Annotated in this window: 14 protein-coding genes and 1 tRNA gene; 3 read left to right on the top strand and 12 right to left on the bottom strand. The window is 33.7% G+C overall.

The features are described 5' to 3' along the window. Positions 1–2 precede the first annotated feature (2 nt). From ACYQ5R_RS03670 to ACYQ5R_RS03705, 8 genes are all read right to left on the bottom strand, one after another. A complete protein-coding gene (locus tag ACYQ5R_RS03670) occupies positions 3–1007 on the bottom strand; it encodes a vWA domain-containing protein (protein ID WP_460189556.1) in 1005 nt (334 codons plus the stop codon). After that, positions 1007–2413 carry a hypothetical protein gene (locus tag ACYQ5R_RS03675; RefSeq protein ID WP_460189557.1) on the bottom strand — a complete coding sequence of 469 codons (1407 nt, stop codon included), beginning with the start codon at positions 2411–2413 and terminating at the stop codon, positions 1007–1009. Before ACYQ5R_RS03675 ends, ACYQ5R_RS03670 begins: the two co-directional genes overlap by 1 nt. A 1-nt stretch (position 2414) precedes the next feature. Further along, complete coding sequence (locus tag ACYQ5R_RS03680) at positions 2415–3287, bottom strand: DUF58 domain-containing protein (RefSeq protein WP_460189558.1); 873 nt, start codon at positions 3285–3287, stop codon at positions 2415–2417. Positions 3288–3389: 102 nt separating this feature from the next. Further along, complete coding sequence (locus ACYQ5R_RS03685; RefSeq protein WP_460189559.1) at positions 3390–4397, bottom strand: AAA family ATPase; 1008 nt, start codon at positions 4395–4397, stop codon at positions 3390–3392. 109 nt (positions 4398–4506) lie between these two features. Continuing rightward, positions 4507–5268, bottom strand: a complete 762-nt coding sequence (locus ACYQ5R_RS03690; protein WP_460189560.1) for a UDP-2,3-diacylglucosamine diphosphatase — start codon at positions 5266–5268, stop codon at positions 4507–4509. Positions 5269–5291: 23 nt separating this feature from the next. Further along, entirely contained in the window at positions 5292–6860 is a 1569-nt protein-coding gene (locus ACYQ5R_RS03695) for a S41 family peptidase (RefSeq protein ID WP_460189561.1), read from the bottom strand. Continuing rightward, complete coding sequence (locus ACYQ5R_RS03700) at positions 6847–7281, bottom strand: deoxycytidylate deaminase (RefSeq protein ID WP_460189562.1); 435 nt, start codon at positions 7279–7281, stop codon at positions 6847–6849. The genes ACYQ5R_RS03695 and ACYQ5R_RS03700 overlap by 14 nt, the downstream gene beginning before the upstream one ends. 124 nt (positions 7282–7405) lie before the next feature. After that, positions 7406–7487 (bottom strand) — tRNA-Leu (locus ACYQ5R_RS03705). Between the two features lie 105 nt (positions 7488–7592). Between ACYQ5R_RS03705 and ACYQ5R_RS03710 the strand changes: the two genes are divergently transcribed. The 3 genes from ACYQ5R_RS03710 to pth all read left to right on the top strand — a co-directional run bounded on the left by ACYQ5R_RS03710 (position 7593) and on the right by pth (position 9846). Next, positions 7593–8534, top strand: a complete 942-nt coding sequence (locus tag ACYQ5R_RS03710) for a ribose-phosphate pyrophosphokinase (protein ID WP_460189563.1) — start codon at positions 7593–7595, stop codon at positions 8532–8534. 21 nt (positions 8535–8555) lie between these two features. Further along, a complete protein-coding gene (locus ACYQ5R_RS03715) occupies positions 8556–9164 on the top strand; it encodes a 50S ribosomal protein L25/general stress protein Ctc (protein WP_460189564.1) in 609 nt (202 codons plus the stop codon). A gap of 115 nt (positions 9165–9279) precedes the next feature. Beyond that, positions 9280–9846 (top strand): aminoacyl-tRNA hydrolase, encoded by a 567-nt coding sequence (gene pth, locus ACYQ5R_RS03720; protein WP_460189565.1) that lies wholly within the window; start codon positions 9280–9282, stop codon positions 9844–9846. A gap of 2 nt (positions 9847–9848) precedes the next feature. Here pth and ACYQ5R_RS03725 read toward each other — a convergent pair whose 3' ends face one another. The 4 genes from ACYQ5R_RS03725 to ACYQ5R_RS03740 are packed head-to-tail and all read right to left on the bottom strand — an operon-like array spanning position 9849 to position 15155. Continuing rightward, positions 9849–10301 (bottom strand): 6-pyruvoyl trahydropterin synthase family protein, encoded by a 453-nt coding sequence (locus tag ACYQ5R_RS03725; RefSeq protein ID WP_460189566.1) that lies wholly within the window; start codon positions 10299–10301, stop codon positions 9849–9851. A 6-nt stretch (positions 10302–10307) separates the two neighbouring features. After that, positions 10308–11072 carry an enoyl-CoA hydratase/isomerase family protein gene (locus ACYQ5R_RS03730; RefSeq protein ID WP_460189567.1) on the bottom strand — a complete coding sequence of 255 codons (765 nt, stop codon included), beginning with the start codon at positions 11070–11072 and terminating at the stop codon, positions 10308–10310. Positions 11073–11083: 11 nt separating this feature from the next. Further along, on the bottom strand, positions 11084–12433 hold the full coding sequence (locus ACYQ5R_RS03735; protein ID WP_460189568.1) for an MATE family efflux transporter: 1350 nt from the start codon (positions 12431–12433) through the stop codon (positions 11084–11086). Then, positions 12426–15155 (bottom strand): PD-(D/E)XK nuclease family protein, encoded by a 2730-nt coding sequence (locus tag ACYQ5R_RS03740; RefSeq protein WP_460189569.1) that lies wholly within the window; start codon positions 15153–15155, stop codon positions 12426–12428. Before ACYQ5R_RS03740 ends, ACYQ5R_RS03735 begins: the two co-directional genes overlap by 8 nt. Positions 15156–15229: the final 74 nt, after the last annotated feature.

Here is a 15229-nt window from a genome sequence, read left to right on the forward strand (position 1 = left end):
CTCTAAATAAAACTTCTAAATACTGTTAATCTCAATAACATTTCAAAAGCCAAAAGGATTCCTGCAAGCAGCACCCAACTTCTAAAACGCTCGTCGTAATTGTAGTATTTGAACTCTTCTATCTCTGTTTTTTCTAACTTGTTAATCTCGTCGTAAATCTCTTTTAAGCTCTTATTATTTGTAGCTCTAAAGTATTTACCCCCCGTTTCGTCTGCGATGTATTGCAACAACTCTTCATCAATTTCTACTGGAACACGTTGATACTGTAATTGATTGTTTATAATTGAAACTGGAGATAAGGCTGTACCTTTAGTTCCTATACCAATTGTATATGTTTTAATCTCTAATTCTTTGGCTAACTCGGTGGCAGTTTTAGGATCTACAAAACCCGTATTATTTACACCATCTGTCAATAAAATGATGACTTTACTTTTTGCCTTACTCTCTTTTAATCTGTTTACTGCAGAACCAAGCCCCATACCTATTGCAGTTCCACCATCAAGTTGGCCCCATTGAATATTTTGTATGGTGTTTTTAACAATTCTTTTATCGCTGGTTATAGGTGTTTGTGTAAAACTCTCGCCAGCATAAACCACAATACCAATTCTATCGCTTGGTCTTTTATTCACAAAATTGTTTGCAACTTCTTTTAAGGCTGTCAATCGATTTGGTTTTAAATCTTCTGCCAACATACTTGCCGAAACATCAATGGCCATTACAATATCAATACCTTTGTTGGTATTAACCTTGGTACTAACGGATGTAATTCTAGGTCTTGCCAATGCAACTACTAATGCTGCCAATGCACATAGTCTTAAGACATATAATAAGGGTTTCAATTTAGACCAAATTGATGGTTTTAAAAATGCTTTCGTACTTGATACCGTTAGTGTTGCGCTCGCATTATTTCGATTGAAAAAGTAATAAGCCCCCAACATTGGTACAATTAAAAGCAACCACAAAAAATGCGGATGTGTAAATTCTATTTGACCCCAATCACCTATCATTATTCTTCATAATCTTTTGGTTCAACTACAATTTCTGTAACACTATACCCGTTTTTATCTTTGTAGTTATAAATCAATGTCAATTGTTTATCTCTAAACAATTTCATTTGCTCACTTTTCTTAACTCCTTTTACTATTTCAGTTTTTAACACCTCTGTCAGTGTCTGAATATCTGCGGCACCTAATTCAAAATTCACCAAGGTCAAATCGAATTGAATGCTATTATCAGAAACTTGAACAACTTGTTCTAACCTGCTTTCACTATCCAACATTGCCGGTGTTTGCCCATTCATTTCTTGAACTAGTGTTGGCACATCTAAAGCTGAAATTGCTTTAGACATTAAAGATTTTACTCCAAAATATGATAGCGTTCCAACTATTAAGGCAGAAACAATGGTAACAACCAATTTTGTCGGGAATTTTTTCTTTACAGGAGTTTGCACATCAACTTCACTCACTCCTTCTACTTTTTCATCTTCTTCAGACGGTTCAGGCCTTAATTTATTAATCATTTCTTCTGTAAATGACCTATGTAAATTAATGGTACCTCCATCTGGTTTTGATTTAGCAAACTTTACTAAATCTGATTCTTGCAACATCAATTGCAAATTCTTCATTACATCTTTAGGAAGGTCTAATGATTTCACCTGATTGAAATCTTTAATCAACTCCATCAATTCATCTGATGTAGATTCTAATGCCGGTATATGCAATTCGCGTTCAATATAGGTTCTTAAAATACCTGTAAGTTCGCTGTAATACATTTTAATTTTTTCTTGCTGAACTAAATCTTTTTCATCTAATTCAGTCAAACGTTGCATTGCCATTTCATAAGGAGGAATCATCTTAACAAAGTCTCCATTCCTTCTTTTTCTTGTGTAAATGATAAACGCAACAATAGCGGCAATAACCAATAGCACCGCCAGCACAATGTATACTATATGCTTATAATCATCAAATATAATTGGCTGTTCTTGAATGGTCTTTGCAGCAAACAAAGGTTGCTTTAAAGTATCAACCTGCACTGTAGTAACATTTACCAATAATGAGTCTAGTACATGCTTTTTACTATTGATAAAAACAGCTTGTTTTGGTATTAAATATTGACCACTATCAAAGCTTGTAAGAATGTATTCTTTAACATAACTGTTTGACGTGGTATCAACAGGCAAGGATTTTACAACTTCAACTTTTTTAAGGCTATCCATTTTCAATTTAGGAAACTGAACACCTTCTATTTTATCAGCTGTAATCTTATAATTTATTTGCTCACCAATTCTAATAAAAGTAGTATCTACCTCAACACGCACTTGTTCTTGAGCATTTACAGAAACAGCAAATACCAATATTAAAAAGAAAGTAGTTGCTGCTTTTAAGGAGTTTATATGTTTAAAAAATCTATTCAATTTACTTTGCACCTTTACGTTTAAAATAACCCAATAGTTTCTTTACATAGCTTTCATCTACTCTAGTACTTATGGTACCTGCACCACTTCTACTAAATGATTTCTCGTAGTAATCTACACTTTTCAAATAGTTAGCATGATAACTATTTCTGACACTTTTAGACATGGTATTAACCAACACTGTTGCACCACTTTCTGCATCTTTTACAGGAAGCATTCCAAGGTTTGGCAACTTTTCATCATGCTTATCAAACACCCTAATTCCGGTAAGGTCATGCTTATTACCCATAATTTTTAGGGAGTGATCGTAGTTGTCATCCATAAAATCAGAAAGCACAAAAACAATGGCTTTTTTCTTCATTACGTTAGAAAGATATTTTAACGCATTACCAATATCTGTTTTATTACTCTTAGGTTTGAATTCAATCAACTCTCTAATAATTCTTAACACATGGCTTTTTCCTTTTTTAGGAGGAATAAACAACTCTATATCATCAGAAAATAAAAGCAAGCCAACTTTATCATTATTTTGTATTGCAGAAAATGCAAGGGTAGCTGCAATTTCTGTGATAGTATCTCTCTTAAATTGCTGGGTTGTACCAAATAATTCAGAACCACTTATATCAACCATTAAAACCATGGTTAATTCTCGCTCTTCTTCAAACACCTTTACATAAGGTTCGTTATAACGCGCCGTTACATTCCAATCTATGGTACGAATATCATCTCCAAACTGGTATTGCCGTACTTCAGAAAATGTCATACCACGACCTTTGAAGGAACTGTGGTATTCCCCCGAAAAAATATGATCAGACAACCTACGTGTCTTAATCTCGATTTTTCGTACTTTTTTAAGTATTTCTTTCGTATCCATTTTACCCAATCTAACCCTTTCCTTTTGAGAAAGGATTCTAAATATATTTTGTTTGGTGTGCTATATCTTAACAGCGTATTCCAGTAGGAATGTCTTAAACCTCTAAGGCACCTCTACTTCATTTACAATTTTGTTGATGATATCAACTGAAGTTACATTTTCAGCTTCGGCTTCATAGGTAATTCCGATACGGTGACGCAACACATCTGTTACTACCGCCCTAACATCTTCTGGAATCACATATCCGCGACGCTTGATAAAGGCATAACATTTAGCAGCCATAGCTAAATTGATACTACCTCTTGGCGACGCTCCAAAACTGATTAAGTTTTGTAAATCTGCTAAGTTGTATTTTTCAGGATAACGCGTAGCAAAAATGATATCGAGAATGTACTTTTCAATTTTCTCATCCATATACACTTCTTTCACTGCAGAACGCGCACTGATAATATCTTTTAAACTCACTACTGATTTTACCTTCTCAAAACCTCCATTTAAGTTTTGACGCATAATGAGTTGTTCGTGATCTAATTTAGGATAGTCTATCACAACTTTTAACATGAAACGGTCTACCTGCGCTTCTGGTAAAGGATAGGTACCTTCTTGCTCCACTGGATTTTGAGTTGCCATTACCAAGAAAGGCTCATCTAACTTAAAGGTTTCGTCACCAATAGTTATTTGACGTTCCTGCATAGCTTCTAACAATGCAGATTGCACTTTAGCTGGCGCTCTGTTAATCTCATCTGCTAAAACAAAATTAGCGAAAATTGGTCCTTTCTTAATTGAGAAGTCATTGTCTTTCATGTTGTAAATCATGGTTCCAATAACATCGGCAGGTAATAAGTCTGGCGTAAACTGCACTCTACTAAAATCTCCTTTTACAGCTTGAGAAAGTGTATTAATGGCAAGCGTTTTTGCTAACCCTGGTACCCCTTCAAGTAGAATATGTCCGTTACCTAACAACCCTATAAGCAATCGTTCGATCATGTGTTTTTGACCTACAATTACCTTATTCATTTCTAACATCAACAAATCGACAAAAGCGCTCTCTTTTTCAATTTTTTCATTGATGGCTCTGATGTCAACTGATTGGTTATTCTCTTCTATCATGTCAAAAAATTTAAAGCGTGAATTTACTATGCTTTCTTGAGTGATGCAAGAAGCAGAAATAATTTTTTTTTCGCTGTTAAAAATAGGTTAAAAATACCCTTATAAAAGACTAAAATCCGTAGTTTTTAAAGGTTTTAAGATGCAATTCTTCACCGTCAAAAACTGCATATGTAAAGTGTGAAATCCAATCGCCCGTATTGATGTATTTTGAGGTATTATTCAGTTCAATTTCCATAGGCAAGTGTCTATGTCCAAACAAAAAATAATCGTAATGTTGACTCTCTAACTTACGTTTAGCGTATTGTACCAACCATTCATTTTCTTCTCCCAAAAACACAACATCTTCGTCTCCAGAAATCAATTTATTTTTAACAGATAAATACTGGGCTAAACTTACTCCAATATCAGGATGCAACCAACGATATAACCACTTTGAAAACGGATGAACAAACACTTTTTTCATACGCTTATAACCTTTATCTCCAGGGCCTAAACCATCACCATGACCGATAAAAAAAGACTTGTTATTAAACTCAAAAACTTTAGGTTTGTGGTATACAGAAATCTGTAATTCTTTTTCAAAATAATCTGCCATCCAAAGGTCGTGATTACCTACAAAAAAATGGATTGGAACACCGCTATCTTTAATTTCGGCAAGCTTACCCAACACCCTTACAAAGCCTCTTGGAACAACTTTTTTATATTCAAACCAAAAGTCGAATAAATCGCCCAATAAAAAGATGGCTTCTGCATCTTTTTTAACCTTATCTAACCATTGAACAAATTTTAATTCTCTAGGTAAACTCTCTTCTGGCGTTGGTGCACCAAGGTGTTGATCTGAGGCGAAATAAATCTTTTTAGACGACTTCATAATTAATCTGAAAAGTACGGATATTAGTTGGAGTTTTCAATTTGTTTGACTTGATCAATCATTCTATCATCTTGTTGAACAACTTGATGGAAGCCATTTTCGTCAAACATATTTTGAGCAAAAACTCCATTTAAATACTCTTTAATCAATGCGCGTTTTTTAGATGACAAGAAACTTGTATTTACATCTAAAGTATTGAGATATTCATTTAAAATTATCTCTTCCTTATCAAAATTCTCTATAAATTGCTCAACAGACCATTGCTGCATTTCCTCACGATTTGCATCTACATAATCAAATGCGAATCTGTTCATACCTATTAAGTATCTATTTTCTACATATTTTGTGGTATCAATTGCCACAAACACATCAGGAATAATACCACCACCACCGTAAACAACTTTACCTTTAGGTGTCGTAAATTTTAGCGAATCGTTCACCTTAATACTGTCTGCGCTAATAAGTTCTCCATTTTCATATCGCTTTGAAAACTGATCGTAATACTTATCACTTTCACTCAGATTATAAGGCTTTTGAATAGATCTTCCCGTAGGAGTATAATACCTAGATGTCGTTAGTCTAACTGCAGAACCATCACCTAAATCCATGGTCTGCTGAACTAATCCTTTGCCGAACGACCTGCGACCAATAATATGACCTTGATCGTTATCTTGAAGTGCTCCAGCAATAATTTCACTAGCAGAAGCAGAATTCTCATTAATCAAAATATAGACTTCTCCATTTTCAAATACTCCTTTTTCGGTTGCAAAATCTTCGCGGATATCTCCTTTTTTGTTCTTTGTAAATACTATTAATTTTCCTTTTTCTAAAAACTCATCTGCAATATCATTGGCAATATCCATATATCCTCCTGGATTGTTTCGCAAGTCTAAAACCAATTTTTTCATGCCATCTTCTATCAACCCATCTAAAGCTGTTTTAAACTCATCATAAGTAGTTCTGGCAAATCGCTCTATCTTAATATAACCCAATGAATCATTTAACATGTAATTGGCAGTTACGCTAATAATTGGCACCTCTCCACGTTCGAGTCTATAAGTATGTAATTTCTGATCTGAAGGCCTATACACCTTTAAATTTACATCAGTATCTGGTTCCCCTTTTAAAATGCTAATTACATCTTTACTTGTTAATCCAGCGCTAGATAACAAATCTTGATTTGCCTGAACAATTCTATCCCCTGCTTTTAATCCAATTTTTTCACTCGGTCCCCCTTTGAGTACTTTGGTAACCACTACTGAATCTTGATTCATTACAAACTGCACACCAATACCAACAAAATTCCCTTGAAATTGTTCGTTTTCAGCTTGTAATTCTTCCTTTGTAAAATACACCGAATGAGGATCTAATTTACTTACTACTTGATTGATGGCTCCATCTAATAGATGATCTGTATCAACCTGATCTACATAATCATATTTTATATAATCTATAAGCCTTTTAATCTTAGCTTCTTCTGAGCTTTTACTAAAAATAGAGCCCGCTCTATTATTAAAATTTAAAACGCTACCAATCAAAATACCGAAAGCTACGGCTATACCAATATATAATGGAGTTCTACTTTCTTTCATCGTCAAACTTTAAACGTGTTAGTTCTACACCCGCTTTTCTTAAAAATTCAACACCCGACAAATCTTTATATGCATTGGCATACACCACTCTTGTTATTCCTGCCTGATGAATTAATTTACTACATTCTTTGCAAGGTGATAATGTAATATATAACGTGGCATTTTTACAAGATTGAGTTGATGCAGCTACTTTTAAAATTGCATTAGCTTCGGCATGTAAAACGTACCATTTAGTCTCGCCTTTTTCATCTTCACAACAATTATCAAATCCGGTTGGCGCTCCATTATATCCATCAGATATTATCATACGGTCTTTAACAATTAATGCACCAACTTGCTTACGCTCACAATGGGAAAGTTTCGCCCATTCAAAAGCCATTTTCATGTATGCTATATCGTAGCGTTTTTGTTTTTTACTCATCGCAAAATTTCAATCTGACGAAAATAATTAGAAATAATTTATTTGAGAGTTAAATGTATAATAAAATTACTTGAGATAAACCTACTAAGAACAAAAAAACCACAGTAAAATACTATGGTTTTTGTACCTTGGGTGGGAATCGAACCCACACTTCCGAAGAAACTGGATTTTGAATCCAGCGCGTCTACCAATTCCGCCACCAAGGCTTCAAAATTGGACTGCAAATCTATAAATTATTTCTCTTTTTTAAAGAGTTCTATCCAAATAAATTATTTTAATTTTGCATACACACACTTTAAACAACACACAGTATGCCAACCACTTCTTTAGAGCCTAAATTCTTTGCTTGTAGACAGAGTACAGAATTGGCTGAAAAAATTGTTACTGCTTACGGAGCTAAGTTAGGTAACATTAATTTCTCAACATACAGCGACGGTGAATTTCAACCAGCCTTTGAAGAGTCTGTTAGAGGTCGTAGAATTTTTATAATTGGTTCTACATTTCCATCAGCAGATAATTTAATGGAAATGCTGATGATTATTGATGCTGCTAAAAGAGCTTCTGCAAGACACATTACTGCTGTAATGCCTTATTTTGGATGGGCACGTCAAGACAGAAAAGACAAGCCTAGAGTACCAATTACAGCAAAATTAGTTGCTAAAATGTTAGAAGCTGCAGGAGCAACAAGAATTGCTACTATGGATTTACATGCAGATCAGATTCAAGGGTTCTTTGAAAAACCAGTTGATCACCTATTTGCATCAACTATTTTCATGCCTCACTTAAAGGAATTGAAATTAGACAATTTAACAATCGCATCTCCAGACATGGGTGGTTCTAAAAGAGCTTATGCCTATTCTAAACACCTAAAAAGTGATGTGGTAATTTGCTACAAACAGCGTTTAAAGGCAAATGTAATCGCTCATATGGAATTAATTGGTGACGTACAAGGTAAGAATGTTGTATTGGTTGATGATATGGTTGATACCGCAGGAACATTGACAAAAGCTGCTGATTTAATGATGGAAAGAGGTGCGATTAGTGTACGTGCATTAGCTACTCACGGTATCTTATCTGGTGGGGCTATAGAACGTATTGAAAATTCCAAATTAACAGAGTTAATTATTTCAGATACAATTCCTTTAAACAGAACGTCATCTAAAATAAAAGTTGTATCTTGCGCCACTTTATTTGCAGAGGTGATGTATAATGTTCAAAATAATACATCAATAAGCGATAAATTTATTTTATAATTATTAAATATTTAAACTGTAATGAAATCAATTACAATCAAAGGATCTAAAAGAGAAAGCGTAGGCAAAGTAGCTACTAAAGCCTTACGTAATGCTGGAAAGGTACCTTGCGTTTTATACGGAGGTGATCAACCTATACACTTTTCAGCTGAGGAGTTATCATTTAAAGGGTTGGTATATACGCCTAATGTATATACTGCTAAGATTGAATTGGAAGGTGGCGAGTCTTTTAACGCTATTTTACAAGATATCCAGTTTCACCCAGTAACTGATAAAATTTTACACATTGACTTCTATCAATTATTTGAAGATAAAGAAGTAACAATGAACATTCCTGTGAAATTACAAGGTAATTCACCAGGTGTTATGAACGGTGGTTCTTTACGTTTCCCAAAACGTAAATTAAGAGCTAAAGGTTTACCTGCTAATTTACCAGATTTCTTTTCTGCTGATATTTCTAAATTGGCAATTGGAAACAAATTGTATGTTACTGAGATAGACAATCACGGTTGTACTTTCTTACACCCAGACAATACTGTTGTTGTGCAAGTAAGACAATCTCGTAACTCTATGATGAACGAAGCAGAAGAAGGCGAAGAGGAGGCAGTAGAAGAAACTGCAGCAGAGTAAAGAAAATTTACAATGAAATTAAAAGCGCTATTTTTATAGCGCTTTTTTAATTTATACAATGTCCTTTAAAAATTGGTTATCCTTTTTATTTAAATCACCAAAACAAGAATTAGACATGAAAAAGTTATTAATCGTAGGACTCGGAAATATTGGTCCTAAATACGATAATACACGTCATAATATCGGGTTTAAAATATTAGATTATATAGCAAAAGAAGAAGACTGTAAGTTTGAAGATAACAAACTTGGTAGTACTGCAACTTTTAAATTTAAAGGCAGAACCTTTGTAATGCTCAAGCCTTCTACATACATGAACTTAAGTGGCAAAGCTGTTAAGTATTGGATGACTAAGGAAAAAATCGCACTTGAAAATGTTTTGGTAATCTGTGACGATTTAAATATTGATTTTGGCACTATTAGATTAAAAACAAAAGGAAGTGCTGGTGGGCATAACGGATTAAAAGACATTAATGAGAAACTTGGCACCCAATCTTACGCTAGATTTAGATTTGGCGTAGGCAACAATTATTCAAAAGGTAGGCAAATAGATTTTGTACTTGGCGAATGGAGTTCTGAAGAAGCATCTCAACTTATTGAAAGGCTAGAAACCTCACGCTCTTTGATAAAATCGTTTGGTACAGCTGGTGCAAATAACACCATGAATACTTTTAATGGCAAATAATTTTAGGTATTATCACTTGCATGCCACTCCGCAATAGAAGTAGCTGTTTCCTGTAGCTTTAAGGAATGTAATTCTATATTCTCGGGTAATTGGGCTTTAATCTTTTCTGCAAAATCAATAATCATCATCTCACTCGTAGGCTGATAATCTACTAAAATTACATTGTGTCCTCTTTTGATCAACTCATTAGCTAACTCTAGATGTGGTGTGTTTTGGTTAAACACTGTGGCATGATCAAATTTATCTACAATTTCTTCGTTTACAATTTTCTTTAAATCGGTAAAATCGATAACCATTCCGAATTTAACTTCATTACTATCACTTATTGGAGTACCAATAACGGTAACTGAAAGTTTGTAACTATGACCGTGCACATTTTTGCATTTTCCATCATAGCCATATAATGCATGACCTGTTTCAAAATCAAATTGTTTTGTAATTCGAATTTTACTCATCTCGATTTATTTCGATTTATTTTTAAATTGTTGCAATGCCGATTTTGTAGCTTCAGACAACACTAATTTTCCACTAATTGCGGCACGATCACTTAACAAAGCACCCCAATTTCCAGTACCCTGCCACAGAGTAGCCTTTAAATCTTCTAAAGCCTGTACGTTATAACTTGATAATTTAGCAATATGCTTATAGATCTGTTCGTCCATAATCTCAGTTGATTCAAACACCTTACTAAACAATCCTTTAGTTTCTGCCCATTCAGCGGTATACCATTCTGTAGGATTAAAGGCCATTGTTGAAACGGCAGCTCTACCAATTTTGCGTTCTAAAGCAGGCTCAATAACAAAAGGGCCAATTCCAATTGCCAATTCAGATAATTTAACCGCAGCATATTGTGTAGCATAAACGAAATCGCAAGCAGCAATAAGTCCTACACCTCCACCAACTGCTTTTCCTTGTACGCGACCAATTATTGGTTTTTTACAAGTACGCATTGCGTTGATAACATTTGCAAAACCCATAAAGAAATTTTGACCCTGTTGCATATTTTCTATTGCCACTAACTCATCAAAGGATGCACCTGCGCAAAATGCCCTTTCTCCTTTGCTCTGTAATAAAATTACCGCAACCAAATTATCCTGTGAAAGCTTATTTAAATGATTGGTTAAAGACTGTAATAAACTACTTGGAAAAGAATTTCCAGCAGGGTGATAAAAGGCAACTCTTGCTACCCTATCCTTTATTACAACATCAATTGAACCTTGTTCCATAGGGTACAAATTTACGTGATTTTTGCTAAATATTTTCTTTTAAATATGATGATTAAAACTCCCCCTCTGATGAGCATCCATACAAAAAAGGCAAACCAAATTCCGTATAGCTTCCAACCAAGATAGTCTCCCAATAATAAACTAGGTATAAATCCAAAAAAAGTTGCTGCTGCTAATAAGTTTCTCAAAATTGAAGCTTCTGATAACCCTTTAAAAATACCATCAAAAATAAATGCAATCACATTTATTGGCTGCATTAACAACACAATCCAAAAAACATCTTTAAAAGAACTAAGTACGGCTTCTTCTTTACTAAACACAACCCCAATTTTTTGATAGAAAATAGCACAAACTACAATTAAGAATACTGAAATTACCAATGCTACCTTATTCAAACGAATACTCAGTTTCTTCATAGAGAAGAAATCTTCTTCTCCCAACAACTTACCTGACATAATGTTACCAACACTTGAATATCCATCAATAAAAAAAGCGAAGAACAACCAAATTTGGAACGCGATTGTTTGAGCGGCTATATATTGATTTCCATACTTTGTAGCATAGGCATTGGCGAAATACAGCGCAATGTTTAAAAACAATGTTCGCAAAAACAAATTAAAGCTCAAACTCACAATGGTAGGAATCTCAGGGTGGAATTTCCCTTCAATTTTGAAAGAAAATGGAGTTTTTTTTATGAATAATACCAATGCCATTAAGGCCATTACAGCTTGAGCAATTACGCTTGCCCAAGCAGCTCCTTCCACATGCATCGGCTCTATTAAGGTATCAATACCAAATACTAAAATTAAATCCAAGGCAATATTTAGTATTACTCCTACTATACTAATTACCATAGGCCAAAAGGTGTTTTGCATCCCTCTAAACACACCAAATATCGCAAAAGCAAAGAGTGTTAATGGGTAGCCTAATGCACGGATTTTATAATACGAAACTGCTTGATCTAGAACTACGCCTTTTGCATTGTACCAACCGAAAATAGTATATGCGAAATAAGAAGTTAATCCATAAATAATCAAACTTAAAATGAGATTAAAAAAAATAATCTGAGAAGGAAGTTTTAGTACATGACGCAACTTTTTAGCTCCTAGATATTTTGCTATGGTAGCAGAAATTGCAGTTCTTGTTTGAGCCAATATCCATATTATGGCAGATATAAATGAACCTGCTATTCCAACTGCTGCGAGTGCTTCTGTGGCGTTAACAGGCACATTGCCAACTATGGCGGTATCTGTAATTGATAAAATAGGTTCTGCAATACCCGTTATTATAGCCGGAATTGCCAATCTATTAATATTTTTCAACGAAATATCAGATGACGTATATACTAAACTTTTAGCCATAACTCTTCTCTAAATTCTCTATAAAAGGTATTGAAGAATCAAATATGTTAAAAAGAATCTCATCTAGTATCGTCATAAAATCGTCAATCCTATCTGAAGTTATATCATAGTCTTTACCTCTACCTGGAGCAAAATTCATTTGAAGAAATCCAGAACCTAAATTCTTAAATGAATAAATTCCTGCATGAACTTTTTTATTCGCATATTCTGGATAAGTATCAAGAAACATTTTAGCGTATAGCATAACTTGCAATGCCTTCGTGTATTTATAGGATTCTTGAATAACAGAAAAATCGTCCATTTTCAACTGCTCCTTTTCAACTTTTCCAGTTTTGTAATCAATTATTCGAAGTGTTTGATCGCATATGTCAATTCTATCAACAGTACCTTTAAATCTTATGTTTTTATTTATAGAGTTAATAAACATATCCGTTTTTAGGGGCGCTTCTAATTTCAATATTTGTATTGCTACACCTTTTTTAATTTCTTCTAATTCTAATTGAATAAACTTAGCAACATACGATTTAGAAACTTCGTAAATCAATTTATTTTTGCCCAATTCAATATTTCCGTTGACATAAAATCTCGAGAATTGAGAAATCATAATCCCTTCTATTTTTGGTAACATTTCTTGGAGTGATTGTTCGCTCAAAAATTTACCTTCAAGAGGTTTATACAATTCATACAACGTTTCATGAATTACAGTTCCCATCGTATTTGCAGCAATGTTCTCTTCTACCTCCTCTACCTCATTAATTCGTAAAACCCTTTGTGTATAAAATTGTAATGGATCGTAAACAAAAGTTGCCAAAGAAGAAGGAGAAATACCTTCTCGACCAATTTCTTCCAATCGCCCTTGTAATGCACTTGATTTAATAATTTCTTTGGCTTTCGTAATAGAAATATCAACCTTTGGCGCTATTAATTTATGCGACACATCCTTTCTTGAAAGCAGTAACTGAGAGATAAATCTACTTTTTTCTCCAGCTCCATAATCGTCATTCTCTGTATTGTACAATAAGTAAATATTTGAAGCTCTTTGCAGTAGCCTAAAAAAGTGATAACTGAAAATCGCATCTTTTTCATGATAGGTTGGCAAATTGAATTGCTTCTTTACATCAAACGGAATAAAAGACTGGTCTGATCTAGACTTTGGAAGCACTCCTTCATTAACAGAAGTGATTATTACAGTTTCAAAATCTATAACTCTAGTTTCCAACATTCCCATTAATTGAAGCCCCTCTAGAGGCTCTCCTTGAAAAGATAGTTTTTCATTTTTTAATAATTGTAAGAAGAATTGTTGTAAAGTAGTAATGCTATTTATGTGTCCATGTGTATTGTTTAAATGCATGAGTTGTTGAAACAATTGATAAAATCTAAATACATACTCTCGTTCAATTCCATCCGCCTTAGACTTAAGATCTAAACACAGATTAACACAGTATTCTATTAGTTCATTTACGGCAATTTTTGAAGAAAATAGAAATTCAAATTTCTCACGTAAACGTCCATCAGAATCAAGTACAATTAAATGCTCTTGTGTAATGATACTAGAATTAATTTTTGAAATCTGATTTACGAAAGATATTTGGTCTCCTAGAATTTTCTTGAAATAAAGTTGTTCAGTAAGTTTTAACAGATCTTTATAATGATAACTATCTCTTGTATCTATACTCAATTTTTTCTGCTGCGTAAATAAACTAAAAATGCTCTTAAAAAAAGTGGCGATTGGAAGCTCTTCTAGGGGCGCTCCCATAGTTATATTTACTTTACCTACAGACTCCGGCAAAGAATTGAGTGCTAAATTCAATAAAGATTCATCTGCAAGTACTAATGCTGTGCTTTCGTAACTGCCTTTCTCCTCAAGAACTTGCCCAACATATTTTAACTGACTTACATTTTTTGGAGCTCCAATAACTTGAATATTTTTAGTTGTATTTAGATTTGATTCTACCCAATCAAAAGAGTTATTAGAAAAATATGGCCAATTAGATTGATATCTTCTTAAGAAATCCCCTGTAACATTTTCCATATTCAAATAATCGCTATCAGTATCCCAAAAAATCTTCGCTTTACCATGATGAAGAAATTCTTGAATAATTATTTCTTCAGCCTTATTTAAGGCATTAAATCCAACAAATACATGAACTGTATTCGGATTGTTATCCATGTAATGATGTATGTTCGCCTCTGCCTCTCTATAAATAATACCTTGATAGCCCTTTTTTTTAGATTTCAGAGTGTCATACAAATCCATATAATACGTATCCAATTTCTCAAAAAAGGAAAAATACTTTTTTGTAAAAGTTGTATTTGGCTCCCAACCTTCTAGTCTTTTGATATCCCTAACATACGCAAATAGATCTACAGCCTCAACCAAATGCCTATCAACCTCATTAAAATCTTGTAATACAATGGAGGCCCATTGAGAAAATAGTTCAAAACTCTCTAAGGATTCTACAGGAGTTATAGATCTGTAAACAGTGTAGAATTCAAATAAAAGTTCGACTTGTGATATTGGTTTTAATTCGGATAGCTCTTGAACAAAATTCTCGATGCTTAGTAATTCTGGTAAAATAGTAGCACCATTAAGTTGTTTTATTAGGCAATCTTTTAAAAATACACAGGCTCTCCTACTTGGGAGAATAAATTTAATTTGTTGAAGATTGTTAGTATGCTCATGCAGAATAGATTCTACAACTTGAGATAAAAATGATTGCATACATGCAATTTAAGAAAATAAAAAAACCGCTACACAATCTGTGCAGCGGTTTTACTTATAATTTATTGTGAGAT

Source organism: Urechidicola sp. KH5, assembly GCF_054661455.1.

Bases quoted from the DNA above. Each gene is read 5' to 3' on its own strand.
- ACYQ5R_RS03670 (WP_460189556.1), bottom strand. From the start codon at position 1,007: ATGATAGGTGATTGGGGTCAAATAGAATTTACACATCCGCATTTTTTG.
- ACYQ5R_RS03680 (WP_460189558.1), bottom strand. From the start codon at position 3,287: ATGGATACGAAAGAAATACTTAAAAAAGTACGAAAAATCGAGATTAAG.
- ACYQ5R_RS03685 (WP_460189559.1), bottom strand. From the start codon at position 4,397: ATGATAGAAGAGAATAACCAATCAGTTGACATCAGAGCCATCAATGAA.
- ACYQ5R_RS03690 (WP_460189560.1), bottom strand. From the start codon at position 5,268: ATGAAGTCGTCTAAAAAGATTTATTTCGCCTCAGATCAACACCTTGGT.
- ACYQ5R_RS03695 (WP_460189561.1), bottom strand. From the start codon at position 6,860: ATGAAAGAAAGTAGAACTCCATTATATATTGGTATAGCCGTAGCTTTC.
- ACYQ5R_RS03700 (WP_460189562.1), bottom strand. From the start codon at position 7,281: ATGAGTAAAAAACAAAAACGCTACGATATAGCATACATGAAAATGGCT.
- ACYQ5R_RS03710 (WP_460189563.1), top strand. From the start codon at position 7,593: ATGCCAACCACTTCTTTAGAGCCTAAATTCTTTGCTTGTAGACAGAGT.
- ACYQ5R_RS03715 (WP_460189564.1), top strand. From the start codon at position 8,556: ATGAAATCAATTACAATCAAAGGATCTAAAAGAGAAAGCGTAGGCAAA.
- pth (WP_460189565.1), top strand. From the start codon at position 9,280: ATGAAAAAGTTATTAATCGTAGGACTCGGAAATATTGGTCCTAAATAC.
- ACYQ5R_RS03725 (WP_460189566.1), bottom strand. From the start codon at position 10,301: ATGAGTAAAATTCGAATTACAAAACAATTTGATTTTGAAACAGGTCAT.
- ACYQ5R_RS03730 (WP_460189567.1), bottom strand. From the start codon at position 11,072: ATGGAACAAGGTTCAATTGATGTTGTAATAAAGGATAGGGTAGCAAGA.
- ACYQ5R_RS03735 (WP_460189568.1), bottom strand. From the start codon at position 12,433: ATGGCTAAAAGTTTAGTATATACGTCATCTGATATTTCGTTGAAAAAT.
- ACYQ5R_RS03740 (WP_460189569.1), bottom strand. From the start codon at position 15,155: ATGCAATCATTTTTATCTCAAGTTGTAGAATCTATTCTGCATGAGCAT.